This window comes from Roseovarius albus, from assembly GCF_900172335.1.
GTDB lineage: Bacteria > Pseudomonadota > Alphaproteobacteria > Rhodobacterales > Rhodobacteraceae > Roseovarius > Roseovarius albus.
Window position 1 is genome coordinate 63,137 of record NZ_FWFX01000005.1, and the last position, 22,071, is coordinate 85,207.

Here is a 22,071-nt window from a genome sequence, read left to right on the forward strand (position 1 = left end):
CCTTAAGAAAGCCCGGGTATATAAGGTATTTAGGCAACTGGACAAAACCGGAAATCTGTATGCTCGAATTCGAAAATGTCAGCAAGTCCTTTTGGACAGGGACGCGGCGCAAGGTGATCCTTGATCGTGTGTCATTTCGGATTGAGCTGGGCAAGTCTATGGGAATTCTTGCCCCAAATGGCACCGGTAAAACGACCTTGATCAACATGATGGCCGGATTAGAAAAACCTGACGAAGGGCATATCCGGCGAAGCTGCAGAATTAGCTTCCCACTGGGCTTTATGGGCGGAGTGGTCAGCAGAATGTCCGCGATGGAAAACTCACGCTACATTGCGCGGATGTACGGATTAGATCCTGACTATGTAGAGGCCTATTGCAGGTGGTTATGTGGATTGGAAGAATACTTTGACCAACCGCTCGGCACCTATTCAAGCGGCATGAAGGCAAGGTTCACCTTTGCCTTGATGCTCGCGCTCGACTTCGACATCTACCTGATCGACGAAGGCATGCCCGGTACCACTGATGTTGAATTCAACCGAAAAGCCGGGGAAATTCTCGAAGAACGTTTGCGCACAACAACCATTGTTATTGTGTCTCACGACCCTAGAATATTGGAAAAGTTTGCGCACTCTGCGGCCGTATTAAAGAATGGCCAATTGTATATGTTTGACACCTTGGAAGAGGCAAAGCAGTTGTATGACTATGAAACCCAAGGCCGCTAAATACCGCACACGACGCAACGCGCCGAAAGCGATATCACCGAATGATGGTGCAAAAAATTCCACTGGTGACTCAGACGGCGCGTCTGAGATCAACACGGTCGCAAAGGAGCTTGAAAGCATTCGACAAGAAGGGCTGACAGGGCGGCAACTCCGGATGGCACGCAAGTTGGCGCAGCGGCACAGTCTTGAAGCGACTTCAGATTTCGATGCCGTTCGTTTGCTGCGTGCTCGTGGCCTTGACCCTTTCCAGCGCCCAAATGTCGCCGGTGTTCAATCCTCGGCAGGCAACGAAAACGCACAGCCCAAATCGGTTCAGCTTCCACAAACCGTGAGTGCCAGAGGGGGGGTGCCTTCAGAAGGAGCTAGCCCCGCAGAGCAACGCGAAAGGGAAATCACCGAAATTCGGCAGGACATCGCGCGCCGTCGGCGAAAAAGGCTATTTCTGTTACTTGCGCGACTTTCGGTCTTTGTTTTCCTGCCAACGTTAATTGCTGGTTATTATTACTTCGCTGTCGCCACACCAATGTATTCATCAAAATCGACGTTTCAAATTTTGACGGCCGATGGTGCAGGCACGACCCCGGCAGGTTTGTTTCAGGGGACTGCATTTGCCACAGGCCCAGATTCGATCGCGACCCAAGAATACCTACAATCAATGGGCGCAATGATCCGCCTAGACGAAGACATGCAATTTCGGGAGACCTTCAGCACCGAAAATGTGGATCCACTTCAACGCTTGAAGCCTGACGCGACCAACAACAAAGCGTACAAGCTTTACAAAAAATATATTAAGCTAGGGTATGACCCGACGGAGGGTCTTATTCGGATGGAGGTTTCATCTCCTGACCCTCTCGATAGCGTTGCATTTTCTGAAAAACTCATTGAATATGCCGAAGAAAATGTCGACCAGCTTAGCAAAAAGAAGCGTCGCGATACACTTGAGGTCTCTTCAATAAGTTTGGAAGACGCCAAGCAAGAGCGCCGCTTGGCACAGCAGCGCCTCGTTACCCTGCAAGAAGGGTCCATTCTGGATCCGCAAGGTGAAATTGCAGGCATCCGCACCTTGATTGGCAATGTCGAAATCCAGTTACAGGAAAAGCAGCTCGCTTTGAATACCCAGTTGGGGAACAGCAAGCCAAACAGGTCGAAGGTTGAGGCACTTCAAGGTGAAGTGGCCGTTTTGGAAGTTGAGCTAGCGCGACAAAAGGCGCGCCTGACGCAAGAAGTGGAAGGCGATAGTTCGCTAGCATCAAAGGCTGCTGAAATCCAGATCGCCCAAGCAGATTTAGCGACAGCCGACTTAGTGCTTCAATCTGCGTTGGAAACAAAGCGACAAAGCGAGATCGAAGCCAATAAGCAAGTGCGATACCTCTCTGTCAGCGTACGACCCGTTGCATCTGAAGAGGCATCATATCCAAAGGCATTTGAAAACACCCTCCTTGCCTTCCTGATCTTTGCTGGTATCTACCTTATGCTATCGCTGACGGTTTCAATCCTTAAAGAGCAGATGTCCTCATAGATGATAAAACATGTCAAATTTTCCGGGCTGGATATTGCTAATGACCAACCCCTATGCCTGATTGCCGGACCATGCCAGCTTGAAAGCGTGGATCACGCCCAAATGATTGCCGGCACCATGAAGGAAGCGTGCGATGCGGTGGGAACGCAGTTTGTTTTCAAAGGCTCATTCGACAAGGCAAACCGAACCTCGTTGTCAGGCAAACGAGGTCTAGGTGTGGATGAAGGTCTGAAAGTGATGCAGGCTGTCAAGGACGCACTGAATGTCCCAGTCCTGACTGACGTGCACCTGCCCGACCAATGCGCCGAAGTGGCAAGTGTGTGTGATGTTCTTCAAATTCCGGCGTTCCTTTGCCGTCAGACAGATCTGTTGTTAGCAGCAGGCGAAACCGGTGCGGTCATCAACGTCAAGAAGGGCCAGTTTCTGGCTCCTTGGGATATGCCGAATGTTGTTTCGAAGATCGAAAGTACGGGTAACACCAAGATCATGCTGACCGAACGAGGCACGTCCTTTGGCTACAATACCCTCGTTGCCGATATGCGGTCTTTGCCGCAGATGGCAGCCAGCGGATACCCGGTGGTAATGGATGCCACACATTCGGTGCAGCAACCCGGCGGACAAGGTGGCAGCAGTGGCGGTCAGCGTGAGTTTGCGCCGGTGATGGCGCGGGCTGCGATCTCTCTTGGTGTGGCATCGGTTTTCATCGAAACACACGAGGATCCCGACAATGCCCCATCAGACGGACCAAACATGATCCCACTCACACAGATGCCCGCACTTCTGGATGAGTTGATGCAATTTGACCGGCTGGCCAAGGCCAATCCGATCCAAATTTAACGACCTTCAGGACAATATTCCCATGACCAAACCAATTTACGACGTCACACCAAACACGTGGCCCTTTCTGCGTGATGCGATGATCACACCCACTGGATTTCGCGAATACGATGCCCGCTGGAAATACCCGGATGAGATCAACTTGCCTGGCATGACCGCCCTTGGCTTGGGGTTGGGGACACAGATGCAGCGCCGCGGAATTGAACCGGTGATTGCAGTCGGCAACGACTATCGCGATTATTCTCTGGCGATCAAAAATGCTCTGATCATAGGATTGATGCAAGCGGGTATTCAGGTCAAAGACATTGGTCCGGCGTTGTCTCCGATGGCATATTTCGCGCAGTTCCATCTGGATGTGCCCGCCGTCGCTATGGTGACGGCCAGCCACAATCCCAATGGCTGGACAGGGGTCAAAATGGGCTTTGACCGGCCCTTGACCCATGGCCCTGACGAAATGGGTGAGTTGCGGGATATCGTTCTCAGCGGCCAGGGCGAAGCCCAACCCGGCGGCGGATACGAATTTGTTGATGGTGTTCGTGAGGCGTACCTTGATGATCTTGTGGGTGATTTCAAAATGTCCCGCAAGCTCAAGGTGGTCTGCGCCACGGGCAATGGCACGGCCTCGGCCTTTGCACCTGAACTGTTTGAACGTCTGGGCGTGGAAGTGGTGCCAAGCCATAACCGGCTGGACTACTCCTTCCCGCATTACAACCCGAATCCCGAAGCCATGGAAATGCTGCATGACATGTCCGATAGTGTGAAGGCCTCGGGTGCTGATCTGGCACTTGGTTTTGACGGTGACGGCGATCGCTGTGGCGTTGTGGATGACGAGGGAGAAGAGATTTTTGCCGATAAGGTTGGCGTGATCATGGCCCGCGATCTGTCCAAAATTTATCCAAACTCAACCTTTGTGGCCGACGTAAAATCGACAGGTTTGTTTGCATCAGACCCAGAGCTGAAGGCCAATGGCGTCAAGGCGGATTATTGGAAAACTGGCCACAGCCATATGAAACGCCGTGTTAAAGAAATTGGTGCTTTGGCGGGATTTGAGAAATCTGGCCACTACTTTTTGGCAGAGCCTGTTGGCCGCGGCTACGACTGCGGGATGCGCGTTGCCGTTGAGATCTGCAAGCTGATGGATCGCAACCCAGACATGTCGATGTCTGACCTGCGCAAGGCACTGCCAACCACCTACAGCACGCCAACCATGTCGCCCTGGTGTGCCGATACAGAAAAGTATCAGGTGTTGGAGCGTCTGGTGGAGAAACTGGTTGCCAAGGCTGAGGCAGGCGAAACGTTGGCCGGTCGCGCGATCAAAGAGGTGGTCACGGTCAACGGCGCACGTGTAATTTTGGACAATGGAAGCTGGGGTCTTGTACGCGCATCGTCAAACACACCCAACTTGGTTGTGGTTTGTGAAAGCTCGGAAAGTGATGCGGAAATGCGCGCAATTTTTGCCGACATTGACGCCGTTATCCGGACGGAAGAGGCGGTTGGCGATTACGACCAAACGATCTGAAGCGCATTAGCACTGAATTCAGCGGGGGCAAGCCCCCGCAATTCCACACATATAATCCCGGTTACTTCAGAGAATCTTCGTTGCAGGATTTTCCCTGAAAACAGGCTTTCACCTTGTTCAACGTTTCCTTGCTAGGCTGAACAAAGGCCATGCCACCGCAGGGATCTAACTCCAGAAGATATCCTTCATCTGTTTCCTTCAGAAACGCCAGATAGTCGAGATCTGAAGTGCCGCCAGCACACCAAGGTCCGAAGCAGCGCGCGTTCATGGTGATCTCTTGAACAAAGGGTTTCGCGAACCCGGTTTGATCCAACGATTGTCCCTTAAGCGTGGCGGGAATAAACGTATCTGGGGGCGTGGCCTCTTGGTTCTCCCAATCCGTTTGAGGGAGCTTTACCTCATCAAAACTCAGTTCTCCATACACCACAACAAACCGATCCTCAGACTCTTGCGCGAAATTGTAAGTGCGAGCAACATCCGGCGGCAAACAGGAAAGAGCCAAAACGGGGCCGCTGGAAATGGCAAAAAGCACAGGCAAGATCGCACGGGCAAACAGGGTCATAGATACACTCCAAACTCGCTAACAACTTGTTCGTAAACAGCGCGTTTGAAAGGAACGATGTTATCAACCAGATCCCGTGCTGGAAGCCAGCGCCATTCCGAAAACTCGGGATGATCGGTCTGAATGTTCACATCGGAATCCACTCCGTGGAATCTCAGCAAAAACCATTTTTGTTCCTGCCCACGATAGCGACCCTTCCATATTTTAGGGACCAGATCATGCGGCAAATCGTAGGGAATCCAACCTTCGCTTTGCGCCAAAACAGTGACTAACTCCGCTGAAACACGCGTTTCTTCCCAAAGCTCGCGCAAGGCTGCATCTTGCGGTTCTTCGCCGGGGTCAACACCCCCTTGAGGCATTTGCCAAGCAGGCGCATCGTTATCGAGACGCTGACCGACAAACACCTCGTTCGCCTGATTGACCAGCATCACCCCAACACAGGGACGATAGGGTAGTTTTTCAATCTCTTGCGGGGTCATGCCGCCAGCCCTCTGCCTTTGAGGAGCGCTTCAACCCCGGGCAAGCGGCCGCGATAGGCCAGATACAATTCCTCGGCGTCCTTTGAGCCGCCCGTCGATAGAATGTTGTCTTCCAGTGACTTGGCGCGTTCCGCATCAAACGCACTGCCTGCTTCCTCAAAAGCGGCAAAGGCATCTGCATCCATCACCTCGGACCACATGTAACTGTAGTAACCGCTGGAATAGCCATCCCCTGCAAACACATGGGTGAACTGCGGCGTGGCATGACGCATGGTGATGGCGGACGGCATTCCAATTTTCTCAAGCACCTCTGACTGTTTTGCCATCGGGTCAGCCGGGGCATCGCCCACATGAAAGGCAAGATCAACCAGTGCCGAGGCGACATATTCAACCGTTTGAAAGCCCATATCAAAGGTCGCTGCACCCAAAACCTTGTCGAGCAATTCCTTTGGCATCGCAGCACCGGTTTCTGCATGGATCGCAAATTCGGCAAGCACCTCGGGCACCTCAAGCCAATGTTCGTAAAGTTGGCTGGGCAGTTCAACAAAGTCACGCGCGACATTTGTTCCAGACACAGATTCGTACGTCACATTCGACAGCATCTGGTGCAAGGCGTGGCCAAATTCATGGAACAACGTGCGTGCATCGTCATAAGAGAGCAAGGCAGGATCGCCCTTGGCAAAATTACACACATTGATCACCACAGGGCCTTGAACCTCGGGGAATTTTGCTTGTCCACGCATCGCACTGCACCAGGCACCTGAGCGCTTTGAAGCCCGCGCAAAGTAATCACCAATGAAGACCGCAACGTGTTCTCCGTCACGTGTCACCTCCCATGCTCGGCAATCCGCATGGTACAATGCCACATCGAGCGGTTTGAATTCCAAACCGAACAAGCGGTTTGCGCACGTAAATGAGGCTTCGACCATACGCTCAAGCTGAAAGTATGGCTTAAGCTCGGCCTCATCCAAATCATGTTCATCCTTGCGGCGCTTTTGCGCATAGTAACGCCAGTCCCACGGGGCGAGATCGCCATTTATCCCATCAGCCTGCATCATTTTGGTTAGAACCTCAGCATCGGCATTGGCTTGCGTCTTGGCTGGTTCCCAGACTGCCATCAGCAGATCCCGCACAGCACCGGGCGTTTTGGCCATTTCCGTTTCCAACTTGAAATCGGCAAAACTGTCATACCCAAGTAGCTGCGCCCGCTCTTGCCGCAATACTAAGATTTCAGCGCAAATCCCCCGGTTATCGGTTTCTCCGAAATTCGCTCCGCGCGCGGTCCAGGCACGGAACGCTAGCTCACGCAGGTCGCGACGCGGTGAGAATTGCAAAAACGGGACCAACAGGGATCTCGACAAGGTAATCACCGGATCTGTTAGACCCTTGTCCCGTCCTGCAGCCCGTGCTGCACCGATCAAAAATTCAGGGAGGCCTTCGAGATCAACCTCGGACAGTTCCACATGCCAGTTTGCTTCATCTGCCAGCAGGTTCTGCGTAAATTCAGTGCCTAATTCAGCTAGACGCGTCATAATTTCGCGCATTCGAGCTTCTTGTTTACCTGTCAGTGCCGCACCCGCACGCCGGAACGAGCGGTTTGTTAGCATCAAAACGCGCTCTTGCTCTTCGCTCAGGTCAAGAGTCTCACGTTGCTCCCACAGTGTCTCAATCCGGGAAAACAGTGCTTTGTCACCATAGATGTCAGACGAGTAGGCTGCTAGTTTCGGACTGAACTCACGTTGTAGCTCTTGTCTCTTTGGATTGCTGTCCGCTCCAGCAACGGAGAAAAACACGGATAGCACTTTTTCGAGTTGTTTGCCCGCAACCTCAAGCGCCTCAATCGTATTTTCAAATGCGGGCGCTTCAGCCTGCTGCCCAATGGCTGCGATCTCTTCTTTTGCCTCGGCTAGGGCCTGCTCGAACGCGGGTGCAAAATCTTCGTCAGACACCTTGTCAAAGGGAGCCATTTCGAACGGCGTGTTCCAATCAGCCAAAAGCGGGTTAGTCATGGGCAAATCTCCTTTGCCTCATAGCTATGCACTTTTTGGCGGCGTCGCAATCAGACTTGCAAGTTTCCGCGAACTACGCCCAACTGCACAACAAATAGCGGGGGAAGTTATGATAGGGCGCAATCAAAAAACAGGGCCACAGACCACAGCCATTCATGCCGGAGAAGGGCCCGATCCGACAACTGGTGCATCAGCACCTGCGCTGCATATGTCTTCGACCTTTGTGGTCGATGAAGCCGCTGGTTTTTCGGCTCATGATCTGGATGAGGAAAGCGGCTTTCTTTATGCGCGTTGGGGCAATCCTACCGTTGCGATGCTAGAAAAGAAGATTGCAGCGATGGAAGGGACCGAGGCCTGCTTGTGCACAGCGAGTGGCATGGCTGCTGCCAGCGCGATCTTTTTCACAGTCCTATCTTCGGGCGATCATGCGGTTGTATCTGATGTTTCTTACGCCGGTGTTGCTGAACTTGCCCGTGAAACGCTTCCACGCATGGGGATCGAGGTCAGTTTTGTGGACATGTCCGACCCGGCCAATGTAGCGGAGGCCCTGAGGCACAATACCAAACTGGTACATTGTGAATCCCCCGTAAATCCCATCTGCCGCCTGACAGATCTGGCTACGATGTCTGAACTCGCACATGATGCGGGTGCCTTGGTCAGTTGCGACGCAACCTTTGCCTCGCCTCTAGGGCAAGATTGTGCCGAACTCGGCATTGATCTGATCATGCACTCCATCACCAAATATATCGGAGGCCATGGAGATGCCGTGGGTGGTGCTATCGCCGGCAACGCGGAATTGATCGACCGGTTGCGTGCCGAAGCAGCAATTCACCACGGAGGGGTTTTGTCCCCGTTCAACGCCTGGCTTATCGCGCGGGGCGCAGCTACGTTGCCGCTGCGCATGCGGGCGCACCAAGAGGGGGCAATGGCCGTTGCCAAATGGCTGGAAAACGAGTCTTCTGCAACCAAAGTGATTTATCCTGGTTTGCCATCCCATCCACAATACGACCTCGCACAAAGGCAAATGGTCAATACTTCTGGCATGATCTCATTCCAGGTTGGCACTGCGGCCAAAGGACAGGAACTGGCCAATAAAATGGCGCAAGAACTGCAAGTTGTGCACCATGCGGTGTCTTTGGGGCATCATCGGTCACTTATATTCTGGATGGAGACCGCTGGATTGATGGATTCGTCTTTCGAGCTGGAAGGGTCGCAACTTGATAGCTATCGCGACTTTGCAGGTGATGGCGTTTTCCGGCTATCCGTTGGCTTGGAAGATGCAGAAGACATCATTGCAGACCTATCAAAGGTTCTTTAGCCACTGTACTGCCGAACAAAGTTTCGCAATATTTGCTCCGGGGCGTGTACATCTGCTGCGCGGCACATTGCGATCAGATTTTCGGCATCTTCGGGCGCAAAATAACCGCGATGTTTGTAGATGTTGATCCGCGTTTCAAACCCATCAGCATCAGCTTCGGGATGAAATTGTGTGGCATAAACATTAGATTTGTACCGCACCATCTGGAACGGGCAGGTTGGGGCGCTGACAAGGTGCTCGCAGCCTTCTGGAAGGATCTGTAACGCCTCCTTATGCCCCACAAACGCATCGAATTTTTCAGGTATTTCAGCCAGCATAGGGTCTGATTTACCATTTTCGGTTAAGGAGCAATTGGCTGTACCAGCTGCCTCGCCATGGGCGCGTTTACTAACCTCTGCCCCAAGGTGTTTGCCAAGAATTCCGATCCCGTAACAACAGCCCAGAAACGGAATGTCCCGCTCCGTCACCTCAGGCATGAGCGACAGAATATCAGCTTCAATCCGCGCCTCAATCACCGGTTTGGTCTCGGGGTCATCGCTGACACATCCGGGCCCCCCACCCACAATTATTCCAGCGTAGTTAGCCAAATCCAAATCACTTGGCAGGGACACTTGATCAAGTCGTATCCGCCGCACTTGTCCGATCTTCAGTCCGCCCTTGCGCAGAAAGGCTGCAAATTCATCATCTGCCGCTTCATCCTCGGGGCGGAGTTGAAAAATCAAGAATGGTTTAGTCATCATGAGTTCCTACAGGCAGAGTGCTTTTGTGGTTGGCGTGTTTGGCATCAAAGGTCAAGCTGCTGTTCATACAGCCAACTTGACCTCAGCCATCAAAGAACTAGGGTGCGGCCAATTCATGCAAGAATGGAGCTAAAATGACCCAGCGCCTGCATCTCGTTTTTGGGGGAGAGTTGTTAGAGCCTTCCATGAATGTATTCAAAGATGTCGAAAACCTGCATATTGTCGGAATGTTTCCCGATTATGATACGGCATACAACGCCTGGAAAGCCGAAGCGCAGAAAAGCGTCGACAATGCGCATATGAGATACTTCATCGCCCATTTGCATCGTCTACGCGACGAAGAAGTTGCCGCGTCAGCCACCGAAGAATTGGGCTAACTCCAACATGCTGCGCAATCTGCCAATCAAAACCTATCTGGCGGCGGCACGTCGTTCTGCCGGTTTTGGAACTGGGTCAGGTTTGCCGCGCCCAAAGGGGCGTTTGATCTGGGCCCATGCGGTGGATGCGGCACGTTATGATGCTTTAATACAACTGGCAGAACGCTTGGTCGGGCAGATGGACAATACGCACGTCCTGTTAACCACCCGCAATGATATGCCGCCACCGGAACGGGAAGGCAAAGGCCTGATCTGGCAACCTCTGCCCGACGACAAACGTGGGTCGACCGATGATTTTATAAACCATTGGAAACCCGACCTGTGCATATGGACAGGGGGGGATCTGCAGACACAGCTTCTGGCAAGCGCAGAACGCGCTAGGGTTCCCCTTTATCTGGTGGATGCTGAAACGAAACTATTGAATCGTCCAAATTGGCGGTGGTTTCCTGATCTGTCACGCGCGTCTCTCAAGAAGTTTGACAAAATTTGCACCAGAGACGAGGACACCAGCAGGTTTTTAAAGAAGATGGAATTGGGAAGTATTCCTGTAACTGTCACGGGCCCGCTCGTGGAAGGTGCTGTCGTACTGCCTTATGTTGAATCAGATCGAGACGAACTGTCTGTTTTGCTGCGTGGGCGACCCGTGTGGCTGGCAGCCATGTTGCAACCCCAAGAAATCGAAGCGGTTCTGACCGCACATCGCGAGGTGGGCAGGCTGTCGCACCGCGCCTTGTTGATCATTGTGCCTGACGACCTAGAGCAAACCAACGCCTTTAGTGCGGCGCTTCAACAGCAAAAGTGGCGCTGCATTCACTGGTCCGAAGGACAGTTTCCAGAAGAGACCACGCAAGTAGTGTTAGCTGATACGCGCGGTGAAATGGGACTTTGGTATCGGATCGCACCACTGACGTTTATGGGGAGCTCTCTGGCAACTGGGCAAACTGGCCGTGATCCAAACGAACCTGCGGCGCATGGATCAGCCATCCTATACGGGCCGAATGTCCGTAGGTACCGCAGTAGCTATGATCGGTATGAGAAAACCGGTGCCGCACGGGCCATCACAGATGCGCGCACACTGACAAGTGCAATTCAAAGACTAATCATGCCGGATCAGGCCGCAAAGATGGCCTTGGCCGCCTGGGATGTCGCCTCACAAGGGGCCAGTGTGATGGATCAGATCACCGATATTGTATTAGATAAATTTGACCAGATGGACGTCCAATAATGCGCGCGCCAACGTTCTGGTTCACCCCACCAAATGCTCCCTCCTGGAAAGCCCGCATGCTCGCACCGTTGGGTTGGATGTATGCGAATGCGACGGCGCGACGCATTCGCAAGGACGCGGAATACCAGTCTGAGGTACCTGTCATCTGCGTGGGCAACATCAACGCTGGCGGCACTGGCAAAACACCCACCGTGATCGCTTTGATTCTTGAGTTGCAAGCTCGTGGCCACAAAGTCTGTGTCGTTTCGCGGGGACATGGGGGCGCTCTCGAAGGGCCGGTTCAGGTTGATCCCACAACACACATTGCGCGGGATGTTGGGGATGAACCGTTGTTAACTGCTGCTTTTACGCCAACTTTTGTGGCCAAAAATCGTTCCACCGCCGCACAAGCGGCTGAGTCTGCGGGTGCGCAGGTGATCGTTATGGACGACGGGTTCCAGAACCCACAAATTACCAAGCACTTTTCAATTGTCGTGGTCGATGCCCATAAGGGATTTGGAAACGGAAGATGCATCCCCGCGGGACCGCTCCGAGAACCTGTACATTCGGGGATGGCTCGCGCTGATCTATTGCTCTCAATAGGCTCTGAATCAGCTCAAAAAACCTTTCTATCTACTTGGGCGGCGTCTATCAGCATCCCACATCTAAAAGGTCATCTTAAGCCGCTCAATACCGGAATGGACTGGTCAGGCACCCGTTTCCTTGCTTTTGCAGGCATCGGTCACCCAGAAAAATTTTTCGAAACTTTGCGCGGATTAGGGGCGATCTTGGTACATGCCGAACCTCTGGAAGACCACCAAGCCCTGAGCCCGGCGCTCATGAATCGGCTCTCGCGCGAAGCGAAAGAGTTGAACGCCCAATTGGTTACAACAGAAAAAGATGCTGTCCGCCTGCCGCCCGAATTTCGCGGAAATGTGCTGACGCTACCCGTGCGTCTAGAATTCAAAGAGCGGCACCTTTTGGATGCCGCTCTGAAAAAGCTTGGATTGTAGCCGAGATTACGACTCCAGCTTGCCTTCGATCACAGCTTTGAGGTCGTCGTAGCTCATGTTGCTGTGCTTTTTGCCATCAATAAACAAAGTGGGCGTGCCGGTGATTTCATCAGCTTCGGCATGCTCCTGATACCAAGCGACAAGCGTCTTTGCCTTGGCCTGGTCGTTCAAGCAGGTTTCCAGCTGTTCTTCTTCCAAACCGGCAACCTTACCGATCCGGCGCAGGTTGTTGGCAATTTCTACAGGATCATTCCCGCCGGCAACCCATTCTTTTTGCTGGTTATACAGCATATCCGAGATCCCAAAGAACCGCTCTTGCCCGCCGCAACGCGCGACCATCGACGCCCACAATCCAAAACGGTCAAAATACACATCGCGGTAGACGAATTTGACTTTACCTGTGTCGATGAAGTCCGCTTTCAACTGCTTAAAAGTATTCTTATGGAAATTAGCGCAATGCGGGCAGGTGAACGAGGCATATTCGACAATTGTCACCGGGGCGTCATCTGCACCTAATGTCATCTCAACAATCGATGAGGTGTCAATTTCCGCCGCATCATTGTTTTCCTGCGCGTTGGCTGCGCCATAAGGAAGGTCAGGGGCGGCGACTGGGGTGGAGTTCGTCCACCATGCGCCAGCTGCGATGGCGGCAACAACCGCTGCGCCGACAAGACTTAATCGTTTCATCTATCTTACCTCATTGATCCGTTTTTTGGTTTGGACAGAATATTCTGCCCCAATTTTTCAAGGGCTTCCCGCAACGTGGTGTCTCCGACCGGTGAGGTCAATTCTGACGCTTTGTCGCGGGCAATTTTTACCGTTTCCATGGAGGGTTGCGCTTTGTTAGGTGTCTTATGCAGAAAATCCACCTTGCCCTCGCTAAATCCGTTGACAGCCGTCTGTGTTACCCGCACCCGCGCGATGGCATTGTAGCCATAGACGGTATTCACACGCTCGCGGATGATTTCCTTTTGCATCTCCAGCAAGGGTGCCATCGCCCCGTTGGTCAGAACACTGAGGGTCGCGCCCATCCCTTGGCGTCCATAAGATACTTCGACCGGGCGGCCCATGTTGGCAATCTCTGCCCCGACAATCTCAGCCCAATGGGTCAAAACTCTCGACACGGCAAAGCCTCGCGATTCCGACGCCTGTCGGATCGGCTGCTGCAAAAACTGCGACGTCCGCTTAAAGCCCGAGAAACCGGGCCGCTTTTTGGGCATGGGGCCTCCTGTACTTGTTCGCCATCTTAGGGCATGTGTCATGACATGCCATAACAATCGCTGCAATACAGGGATCAACAATGCGTGACTCGCAACAAGCCGCCGATCTGCTGACTTGGTATGACCGTCATGCGCGAGTGTTACCTTGGCGCGTCAGCCCCTCGGATCTCAGATCGGGTGTTGTACCTGATCCTTACCGCGTCTGGCTGTCCGAGATCATGTTGCAGCAAACCACTGTTGCCGCGGTGAAGAAGTATTATGAGCGCTTTACATACCTGTGGCCAACGGTTGGCGATCTGGCCGCAGCAGGTGATGCCGATGTCATGGGGGAATGGGCTGGTTTGGGCTATTACGCACGTGCGCGCAACCTACTGAAATGTGCCCGAGTTGTCGTGCATGACTACGATGGACGGTTCCCTGATACCTGTAAAGAGCTACTCAAACTGCCAGGCATTGGGCCTTACACCGCATCGGCGATTTCCTCGATCGCATTTGATCAGGCGGAAACCGTGGTGGACGGGAATGTTGAACGGGTCATCTCCAGACTGTTCAATATACGAACACCTTTACCAGCCTCAAAGCCCGAGATTACCAAGATCGCCCAAACGTTCACGCCCTCGGCTCGTCCCGGTGACTATGCGCAGGCGATTATGGATTTGGGGGCTACGATCTGTACTCCTAAATCCCCGACCTGTGGGATCTGTCCGTGGCGATCACCATGTCAGGCGCACGATTTGGGAACCCAGGCTGAACTGCCGCTAAAGACCCGCAAAGCCCCGAAACCCACGCGGTTGGGAATTGCGTATGTTGCACGCAGGTCTGACGGTGCCTGGCTGCTTGAAAGACGGCCGGACAAGGGATTGTTGGGCGGGATGCTGGCCTGGCCGAATAGTGAGTGGAATGAAGCCCCGGTTGACTCACCTCCATTAGATGCCGAGTGGTGCCTTTTATCCGCAGAAGCGCGCCATACCTTCACGCATTTTCATCTTGAGCTTAAAATCAAGTTGGCAAACATTTCCGTCGAAAGTGAACCCGAACGGGGTACATTCGTTCCACCAGAGGAGTTTGCACCGTCACAGTTACCCAGCGTTATGCAAAAGGTTTTCAATCTTGCTCGTGACGCCTTTGATGATTGGTCTTAAACTTGCCTGCATAACCAGAGTTTATGATCGAGGATTTCAATGATTCCATCAGATCATGTTGCAAAGTTTCGCAATGCCATGCCGTTTTGGATGTCTTTGCTTTTTGTCCCGTTGGCGATATTCGGCGCAATCAATGGGGGCTGGACCCTTTGGGTTCTGCCGCTGTTCGCGTGGTACTTTTTTGCGCTATTGGATGCCTTTTTAGGCCTCAATCTGCATAACGCAGACCCGCAATTGGATGATGAACATCTGAATTGGTATCGACTAATTACTGTGATTTGGGCACCGATTCAGTTCGGTTTGCTGTTTGGCATGATCTGGTATGCCAGCGATGCGCCTAACCTCTCTACGGGTGAAAAGTTCGGCCTATTTTTTGGTGTCGGCGTGATCACCGGCACCGTCGGCATCAACTACAGCCATGAATTGATGCACCAAAAGGACCGCAAAGAGCGGTTTTTGGGGGATTGGCTGCTATCGATGGTGCTCTATTCGCATTTTCGGTCCGAGCATCTGTTGGTGCATCATCGTTACGTCGGCACCCCGCGCGACCCTGTTACCGCACGATATAACGAAGGGTTTCACAAGTTTTTCCCACGCGTGCTTAAGCAATGCTGGTTTTCGGCCTTCAATGCAGAAAAGTCGATGCTGGCCCGAAAAGGCAAAGATTGGACGGATCTGTCCAACCCGTTTTTCAAATACTGGGTCATGCAAGGGGCAATGCTATTGCTGGCCTTTCTTATGGGCGGATTTATTGGCCTGCTGCTGTTTCTTTGGCAGGCCTTTGTCGCGATTTGGCAGTTGGAATTGGTCAATTACATTGAACATTACGGCCTGACCCGCAAACATCTGGGCGACGGCAAATACGAGCACGTCAAGCCAAGGCACAGTTGGAACGCGGCGCACAAAGCCTCGAACTGGTTGCTGATCAATCTGCAACGCCACTCCGATCACCATTACAAACCAGACCGGCGCTTTCCGCTCTTGCAAAACTACGAGGCAACCGAAGCCCCGCAACTGCCATATGGGTATCCGATCATGACTATGGCCGCGATGGTGCCCCCGTTATGGCGACGTGTCATGAATAAGCGGGTTCGCCAATGGCGCAATATGTATTATCCCGAGATCACGGACTGGAAACCATACAACAAGGCCCTGAACCCCTGATCACATCAGATTTTTCCCCTGATCACCTTTATGACACGCAAAATCATCGCATCAGTAAAACGCGAAGATGTGTCCGTTTTCTGCTGGTCTCGAGTCTAATTTGGGCGTTTTTCAACACTTCTGCCAATGCACATGCGTCAGAACAGGGTTTTGTTCTGTTGCTGCCGACTGACATTTATATATCTGCAGGCGCGGCCACGGTTTTGTTGACGCTTGTACTGTTGGTTTTTCTGCCAGAACGGACTTCTGAAAAACTATTCTCGAATTTTGGATTTTGGCGAGCAAAGCCTTTGCCATTGCGACACTTTATCAGCTGCCTCAGCGCTGTTGTTCTTGGATGGATTGTGTGGACCGGTTTGACCGGAACACGCGATCCACTTGCCAATCCCTTGCCTCTCACAGTCTGGACGGTTTGGTGGGTGTTTTTAGTTTTTATTCAGGGGTTTATTGGAAATCACTGGCAATATACCAATCCCTGGACCGGCCCGATCGCAATGTTGTCCAAACTCACAGGGTTAAAGCCACTGCTTCGATACCCAAGCCAGCTCAGCTATTGGCCCGGGATATTTCTATTCTTGGGCTTTGCGACCGTTCTCATGGTGGATCCGGCACCGGCGGACCCATCCCGATTGGCACGATATGTGGGTATTTATTGGTATTTAACACTATTAGGTGTGGTTTTGTTCGGCCCGGCATGGCTTGTCAAAGCAGAGGCCATTACCATCATGATGCGCGCCTATCAGCAGATGGCCATTTTGGGCCGTACACATAGTCGCCTTTCTGTTGGCCTTTCAGGTTGGCAGATTTTGCGAAAACCCGCCCCAAAACCAACGCTCGCTGTGTTCATGCTGGTACTTTTAGGCTGCGGCAGTTTTGACGGGCTGAATGAAACCTTTTGGTGGTTCGGGCAGCTTGGCCTTAATCCACTGGAATTTCCGGGACGATCTGCCGTGGTTGCGCAAAACTTGATTGGCCTGATTGCTGCCAATGTTGTTTTGTTGCTAGCTTTTATCTCATGCCTTGTGCTTGGATTGCGTATTTCAGGTGAAACAGAGACTGTAATAATCGCGTTTTGTCGCTATGCTCCAACGCTTCTTCCCATCGCACTGGCCTATCACCTGGCACATTACCTGCCCAGTTTTTTGGTCGAAGCGCAGTATGTTCTGAAATACATCTATAACACTCTGGGCCTGGGTGATTTCTATGTCACCACAGGGTTTTTCAGTCGGCCTTCCACGGTCAAAGCCATATGGCTGATTCAGGCGGGTGCCGTGGTCGCAGGCCATGTCATCGCGATTCTGTTGGCACATGTGCTGGCTTTGCGCGCCCATGGCACGACCCGGCAAGCCATCATTGTGCAAATCCCGCTGGCGATCTTCATGGTCTGTTATACCGTTTTCGGCCTCTGGCTCTTGGCCTCACCACGCGGGTTATGACACCTGTTTTTAAAGGCAAAATGCTGGACAAACATCTGTTTTCCCCTCAGACAAGAGGTTCACCATCCCTATATTGGATGCGTAGGAAACGGATTTGGGAGCAAAAGCACCATGATCACCCCTAAAAATGCCACCACCCGCCGCAACGTTTTGAAAACCCTCGCCGGAGGGGCCGCCGGGGCCGCAACTCTGCCGCTATGGGCGCGGTATGCGCAGGCGCAGACCTCGGAACCCATCAAAATCGGGTTTCAGGTCCACCGTACCGGGATCGGTGCGGCCTATGGACGTTGGTATGATCGCACCACAATGGCAGCGGTGAACCTGATCAACGAGCAAGGCGGAATCAACGGCCGTCCAGTTGAAATTGTCGCCGAAGACGATGGCACGGATCCAAAGCGTGGCGCCGAAGTTGTCGAAAAATTCGCCAACCAACACGGTTGCGACATCGGATTTGGCACCCTGTTTTCCCATGTGGTCATCGGTTCATCTCCACGCGCGGGTGAATTGAAACTGCCATATTTCGTGGTCTCCGAAGGGCACCACGTCGCCTCGGGTATGCTCAATCGCTATACTCTTCAGCCCGGCATCACTGACGTAAAAAGTCAGGTGCAAGCAATGGCCCCCTTCGTGGCCGAGAACCTTGGTAAGAAAGTCACGATGATCTTCCCTGACTTTGCCTTTGGTCATGACCACCGCGATTTCTTTACCCGAGCGATTGAGGCACAAGGCGGTGAAGTGCTGGCGCATATTGCTGTTCCACCAGCGGAGACGTCTTTTACAAAATATTTTCCCAAAATTCCACAAGATACCGAGGTTCTGTATCATGTGATGGTCGGCCCCGCCGTCCTGACCTTCGTGAAAGAGCTGGGTGAATTCTTTGGCCCCTCACGCCCGGAAATCTTTGGCTTCATCGACAGTCTTGAAGCGGTCGATATCTCCAGCCCCGGTTTGGAATACCTTGAAGGAACCTACTTCTGGGAGGGTAATCCCCGCCACGCACAAGAAGACCAGTCTGAGCACGACAAGTTCTATCGTGCGGCTGTTGGTGTGGATGAGCGTGGTGCATCCATCAGTGATCCGTCAGATGTTTCGACCTATGCTCACATGTTTGGTTGCTGGGAAACACTGCATGTCATCAAGGCCGGGATGGAGGCCGCTGGTTACCAGTCCCACGCGGATCGTGCCAAATTGATCGAAGCGGTTGAGGCCATGACCGAGATGCCCTTGAGCCAAGCGCACCCCCAGGGGGCAAAGTTATTCAACGGCAAGACCCACCAGGTCTTTGGCCATCAGTACATCTCGAAAGTTACCGACGGAAAACTGGTCAAAGTCCACACCACGTCAATCGAAGATACGCTCTATCCTGACGAAGTTGACTACACCACGCAAAGTTTCTGATCTATCTGCCCCGGGCGGAATCTCGGCCCGGGGCATTTCAATAAGGACATTTTGTCCATCTTTGCGCTTATGATGTGCTCTGTTTGATACAGTGAGCCATTTCAAGCCTTGAACCGAAACAAATTTCTATTTTATCGGGTGAATTTGCCTCTTCCTCTTGATTGAGGCGAGCGATCTGGCTTTGATACCTCCATAAACCCGCGAGAGGTTTTCAAAAATCTGCTTGATCGCATCTGGGAGGAAAGATCATGAAATTCATTACTGCTGCCGTGGCCGCATCGATTGCACTGGGGGCCTCAGCCCTGTCCGCCAATGCCGCTTGTGACGAGGGCGAAATTGTTATCAAATTCAGTCACGTGACCAACACCGACCGCCACCCCAAGGGCATCGCCGCCTCACTGCTGGAACAGCGCGTCAATGACGAGATGAACGGCACCGCTTGCATGGAAGTGTTCCCAAACTCGACACTTTACGATGACAACAAAGTGCTCGAGGCCCTGTTGCAAGGTGATGTTCAGCTGGCCGCACCGTCCTTGTCAAAATTCGAGGCGTTCACCAAAAAATTCCGCCTGTTCGATCTGCCCTTCATGTTTGAAAGCATCGACGCGGTAAATGCGTTCCAAGCCTCTGACGCTGGTCAGGCACTCAAAGACAGCATGACACGTCGCGGCCTGCAAGGGTTGGCATTTTGGCACAACGGTATGAAGCAGATGTCGGCCAACGTGCCACTGATCGCACCCACAGATGCCAATGGCTTGCGCTTCCGGGTGCAAAGTTCGGACGTGTTGGTCGCCCAGATGGAGGCGATTGGCGGCAGCCCGCAGAAAATGGCCTTTTCCGAAGTCTACGGCGCCTTGCAGCAAAAGGTTGTCGATGGACAGGAAAACACTTGGTCGAACATCTATGGCAAGAAGTTCTTTGAAGTGCAGGATGGCATCACGGAAACCAACCATGGTATCCTTGACTATCTGGTGGTTGCCTCAACTGAATGGCTGGACAGCCTAGAACCAGACGTACGCGATCAATTCCTGACCATTCTTTCAGAAGTGACCGAAACCCGGAATGCCGAATCCTATGACGTCAACCAAAAGGCACGTCAGGCGATTATTGATGCGGGTGGCGAGATTCGCGAACTGACCGATGAACAGCGCGCCGCTTGGGTCGAAACCATGAAGCCGGTTTGGGACAAGTTTTCCGACGATGTGGGCCAAGAAAACATCGATGCGGCGCAGGCAATCAACGACAGCCTGTAATTACCATTCAACCGGGGCCTTGTTTATGGCCCCGGTGCCTAAAACCCAGAGGCCAGAATGCACCCCAAGTCTGGACAGACCTTCACCGACCGGATCGAGGAAAACCTGATCGCCGCCCTTTTGGGCGCAATGACCCTGATCACATTCGCCAATGTCGTGGCGCGAAAAGGGTTCAATTCCAATATCCTTTGGGGGTTGGAGCTAACAGTGTTTCTGTTTGGCTGGCTGGTATTGCTCGGGGCCTCCTATGCTGTCAAGAAAAGCGCGCATCTTGGGGTGGACGCGTTGATCAATATGGCCTCGGCTCCGACACGCCGGATATTGGCGCTGATTTCTGTCGTTGTCTGCATCGGGTTTTCATTGCTCTTACTGAAAGGCGCATGGGACTACTGGGCCAATTTCGCAAATTTACCAGCGACTGAAGGGCGTTGGTTCCCATTAGGATTTGAAGACAAGTTTCTAGCCAAAGGATGGTACGAGGTTGAAGATATCCCGCACCCGGCCTTTCTGAAATGGATGGAGGACGCGTTCAACGAAGGTGAATCCTATTCCAAACTGCCCCGAATGATCCCTTATCTGGTGTTACCCCTGTCTATGGCATTATTGTTGTTCCGGTTTGTTCAGGCCGGGGTTTCCATCTGGAAAGGCCAGACCGACCGGATCGTCGCCAGCCACGAGGTTGAAGACGAACTGGAAGAAGTGCGTGAACAGCTAGGGGATAACAGCTGATGTCCGTCGTCCTGCTATTCGTCATGGTAATTGCCCTGCTGATGATCGGTGTGCCGATTGCGGTGGCGCTGGGCATGTCCTCGGTCCTGTTCCTGCTATGGTTTTCTGACACCTCACTGGCCTCTGTCGCTCAAACGCTTTTTGAGGCCTTTGAAGGTCACTACACATTGCTGGCCATTCCATTTTTCATACTTGCCTCCAGCTTCATGTCCACAGGTGGTGTCGCCCAGCGCATTATCCGGTTTTCGATTGCCTGCGTCGGACATCTGCGCGGGGGGCTTGCGATTGCTGGTGTTTTTGCTTGCATGCTCTTTGCGGCCTTGTCCGGATCGTCCCCCGCGACGGTGGTGGCCATCGGTTCCATCGTCATCGCTGCAATGCGTCAGGCGGGATATTCCAAGGAATTCGCGGCCGGGGTGATCTGCAACGCGGGCACACTTGGCATTCTGATCCCACCCTCAATTGTTATGGTCGTTTATGCGGCAGCGGTCGAAGTCTCAGTCGGTCGGATGTTTTTGGCCGGTGTCATCCCCGGAATTCTGGCAGGCCTGATGCTGATGGTCGCCATCTATGTCATGGCGCGTGTCAAAGGCATGCCAAAGGGCGATTGGTTGGGCTGGGGAGAGATTTGGGCGTCTTTCCGCGATGCGGCTTGGGGCCTGCTTCTCATTGTGATCATCATGGTTGGCATTTACGGCATCCCCGGCGTGACAGGGGCCTTCTTCACCCCAACCGAGGCAGCAGCGGTAGCATCCGTCTATGCCTTCTTTGTCGCCTGTTTCATCTATCGTGACATGGGACCATTGGCGGCGACGCCAGATCGGGAAAAGCTCAACTTGCTTGGCAAACCCATTGCGCTTTTAACCGCGTTTTTCCACGCAGATACGCGCCGAACGCTATTTGAAGCTGGCAAACTCACCGTCACATTGATGTTCGTGATCGCCAATGCGCTCATCCTTAAGCACGTCCTGACCGAAGAACAAATCCCACAGTACGTGGCCAATGCAATGTTGTCCGCGGGCTTCGGGCCGGTGATGTTCCTGATCATCGTCAATCTTATCCTGTTGATCGGCGGGCAGTTCATGGAGCCTTCGGGCCTGTTGGTGATTGTTGCCCCACTGGTGTTTCCCATCGCAATTGAGCTGGGCATCGACCCTATTCATTTGGGCATCATCATGGTGGTGAACATGGAAATTGGGATGATCACACCGCCGGTCGGGCTGAACCTCTTTGTCACCTCTGGCGTTGCGGGTATGCCGATGATGTCGGTTGTTCGTGCGGCATTGCCATTTCTGGCGGTGCTCTTCGTCTTCCTGATCATGGTGACATATATTCCGTGGATATCTACCGCTCTGCCCAACAGCCTGATGGGCCCAGAAATCATCACGAAATAGATCCTCAAACTGTCAAGACCGCTTGCCAATGCCATC

At 52.9% G+C, this 22,071-nt stretch carries 21 protein-coding genes; 15 read left to right on the plus strand and 6 right to left on the minus strand.

The window, feature by feature from the left end; all coding sequences use genetic code 11:
* The first annotated feature begins 59 nt into the window (after nt 1-59).
* The 4 genes from ROA7450_RS09240 to ROA7450_RS09255 all read left to right on the plus strand — a co-directional run bounded on the left by ROA7450_RS09240 (nt 60) and on the right by ROA7450_RS09255 (nt 4,597).
* A complete protein-coding gene (locus ROA7450_RS09240) occupies nt 60-722 on the plus strand; it encodes an ABC transporter ATP-binding protein (protein WP_085805425.1) in 663 nt (220 codons plus the stop codon).
* Between the two features lie 655 nt (nt 723-1,377).
* On the plus strand, nt 1,378-2,241 hold the full coding sequence (locus ROA7450_RS21480; RefSeq protein WP_306372429.1) for a KpsE/RkpR family capsule polysaccharide export protein: 864 nt from the start codon (nt 1,378-1,380) through the stop codon (nt 2,239-2,241).
* Nucleotides 2,242-3,078, plus strand: a complete 837-nt coding sequence (kdsA, locus tag ROA7450_RS09250; protein WP_370738206.1) for a 3-deoxy-8-phosphooctulonate synthase — start codon at nt 2,242-2,244, stop codon at nt 3,076-3,078. It begins immediately after the preceding gene.
* Between the two features lie 22 nt (nt 3,079-3,100).
* Nucleotides 3,101-4,597 carry a phosphomannomutase/phosphoglucomutase gene (locus tag ROA7450_RS09255; RefSeq protein ID WP_085805427.1) on the plus strand — a complete coding sequence of 499 codons (1,497 nt, stop codon included), beginning with the start codon at nt 3,101-3,103 and terminating at the stop codon, nt 4,595-4,597.
* Nucleotides 4,598-4,658: 61 nt separating this feature from the next.
* Here ROA7450_RS09255 and ROA7450_RS09260 read toward each other — a convergent pair whose 3' ends face one another.
* The 3 genes from ROA7450_RS09260 to ROA7450_RS09270 are packed head-to-tail and all read right to left on the minus strand — an operon-like array spanning nt 4,659 to nt 7,647.
* The gene (locus ROA7450_RS09260; protein WP_085805428.1) at nt 4,659-5,159 is read right to left on the minus strand and encodes a hypothetical protein; all 501 of its coding nucleotides are present in this window, start codon (nt 5,157-5,159) and stop codon (nt 4,659-4,661) included.
* Nucleotides 5,156-5,638 carry an RNA pyrophosphohydrolase gene (locus ROA7450_RS09265; protein ID WP_085805429.1) on the minus strand — a complete coding sequence of 161 codons (483 nt, stop codon included), beginning with the start codon at nt 5,636-5,638 and terminating at the stop codon, nt 5,156-5,158. Before ROA7450_RS09265 ends, ROA7450_RS09260 begins: the two co-directional genes overlap by 4 nt.
* Nucleotides 5,635-7,647 (minus strand): M3 family metallopeptidase, encoded by a 2,013-nt coding sequence (locus ROA7450_RS09270; RefSeq protein ID WP_085805430.1) that lies wholly within the window; start codon nt 7,645-7,647, stop codon nt 5,635-5,637. The genes ROA7450_RS09265 and ROA7450_RS09270 overlap by 4 nt, the downstream gene beginning before the upstream one ends.
* A gap of 109 nt (nt 7,648-7,756) precedes the next feature.
* Here ROA7450_RS09270 and ROA7450_RS09275 point away from each other — a divergent pair, with 109 nt between their 5' ends.
* Nucleotides 7,757-8,965: a trans-sulfuration enzyme family protein gene (locus ROA7450_RS09275; protein WP_085805632.1), complete on the plus strand. Its 1,209-nt coding sequence runs from the start codon at nt 7,757-7,759 to the stop codon at nt 8,963-8,965.
* Here the strand turns inward: ROA7450_RS09275 and ROA7450_RS09280 are convergent.
* A complete protein-coding gene (locus ROA7450_RS09280) occupies nt 8,962-9,702 on the minus strand; it encodes a glutamine amidotransferase (protein ID WP_085805431.1) in 741 nt (246 codons plus the stop codon). The genes ROA7450_RS09275 and ROA7450_RS09280 overlap by 4 nt on opposite strands.
* 137 nt (nt 9,703-9,839) lie before the next feature.
* On the opposite strand from ROA7450_RS09280, the gene ROA7450_RS09285 reads away from it, so the two are divergent.
* Genes ROA7450_RS09285 through lpxK form a run of 3 tightly spaced genes read left to right on the plus strand, consistent with a single transcriptional unit; the run spans nt 9,840 to nt 12,299 of the window.
* Nucleotides 9,840-10,082 carry a DUF4170 domain-containing protein gene (locus ROA7450_RS09285; RefSeq protein ID WP_085805432.1) on the plus strand — a complete coding sequence of 81 codons (243 nt, stop codon included), beginning with the start codon at nt 9,840-9,842 and terminating at the stop codon, nt 10,080-10,082.
* A 7-nt stretch (nt 10,083-10,089) separates the two neighbouring features.
* On the plus strand, nt 10,090-11,307 hold the full coding sequence (locus ROA7450_RS09290; RefSeq protein WP_085805433.1) for a 3-deoxy-D-manno-octulosonic acid transferase: 1,218 nt from the start codon (nt 10,090-10,092) through the stop codon (nt 11,305-11,307).
* Complete coding sequence (gene lpxK, locus ROA7450_RS09295; RefSeq protein ID WP_085805434.1) at nt 11,307-12,299, plus strand: tetraacyldisaccharide 4'-kinase; 993 nt, start codon at nt 11,307-11,309, stop codon at nt 12,297-12,299. The genes ROA7450_RS09290 and lpxK overlap by 1 nt, the downstream gene beginning before the upstream one ends.
* A gap of 6 nt (nt 12,300-12,305) precedes the next feature.
* Here lpxK and ROA7450_RS09300 read toward each other — a convergent pair whose 3' ends face one another.
* Both ROA7450_RS09300 and ROA7450_RS09305 read right to left on the minus strand, forming a co-directional pair.
* The gene (locus ROA7450_RS09300; protein WP_085805435.1) at nt 12,306-12,986 is read right to left on the minus strand and encodes a DsbA family protein; all 681 of its coding nucleotides are present in this window, start codon (nt 12,984-12,986) and stop codon (nt 12,306-12,308) included.
* A 5-nt stretch (nt 12,987-12,991) separates the two neighbouring features.
* On the minus strand, nt 12,992-13,519 hold the full coding sequence (locus ROA7450_RS09305) for a DUF721 domain-containing protein (RefSeq protein ID WP_085805436.1): 528 nt from the start codon (nt 13,517-13,519) through the stop codon (nt 12,992-12,994).
* A gap of 80 nt (nt 13,520-13,599) precedes the next feature.
* Here ROA7450_RS09305 and mutY point away from each other — a divergent pair, with 80 nt between their 5' ends.
* From mutY to ROA7450_RS09340, 7 genes are all read left to right on the plus strand, one after another.
* Entirely contained in the window at nt 13,600-14,661 is a 1,062-nt protein-coding gene (gene mutY, locus ROA7450_RS09310; RefSeq protein WP_085805437.1) for an A/G-specific adenine glycosylase, read from the plus strand.
* A 39-nt stretch (nt 14,662-14,700) separates the two neighbouring features.
* Complete coding sequence (locus ROA7450_RS09315) at nt 14,701-15,825, plus strand: alkane 1-monooxygenase (protein ID WP_085805438.1); 1,125 nt, start codon at nt 14,701-14,703, stop codon at nt 15,823-15,825.
* 494 nt (nt 15,826-16,319) lie between these two features.
* The gene (locus ROA7450_RS09320) at nt 16,320-17,261 is read left to right on the plus strand and encodes a hypothetical protein (RefSeq protein WP_234999480.1); all 942 of its coding nucleotides are present in this window, start codon (nt 16,320-16,322) and stop codon (nt 17,259-17,261) included.
* Nucleotides 17,262-17,372: 111 nt separating this feature from the next.
* Entirely contained in the window at nt 17,373-18,659 is a 1,287-nt protein-coding gene (locus ROA7450_RS09325) for an ABC transporter substrate-binding protein (protein WP_085805439.1), read from the plus strand.
* Nucleotides 18,660-18,907: 248 nt separating this feature from the next.
* Nucleotides 18,908-19,912 (plus strand): DctP family TRAP transporter solute-binding subunit, encoded by a 1,005-nt coding sequence (locus ROA7450_RS09330; protein WP_085805440.1) that lies wholly within the window; start codon nt 18,908-18,910, stop codon nt 19,910-19,912.
* Between the two features lie 57 nt (nt 19,913-19,969).
* On the plus strand, nt 19,970-20,641 hold the full coding sequence (locus ROA7450_RS09335; protein WP_085805441.1) for a TRAP transporter small permease: 672 nt from the start codon (nt 19,970-19,972) through the stop codon (nt 20,639-20,641).
* Nucleotides 20,641-22,035 (plus strand): TRAP transporter large permease, encoded by a 1,395-nt coding sequence (locus tag ROA7450_RS09340; RefSeq protein ID WP_085805442.1) that lies wholly within the window; start codon nt 20,641-20,643, stop codon nt 22,033-22,035. The genes ROA7450_RS09335 and ROA7450_RS09340 overlap by 1 nt, the downstream gene beginning before the upstream one ends.
* Nucleotides 22,036-22,071: the final 36 nt, after the last annotated feature.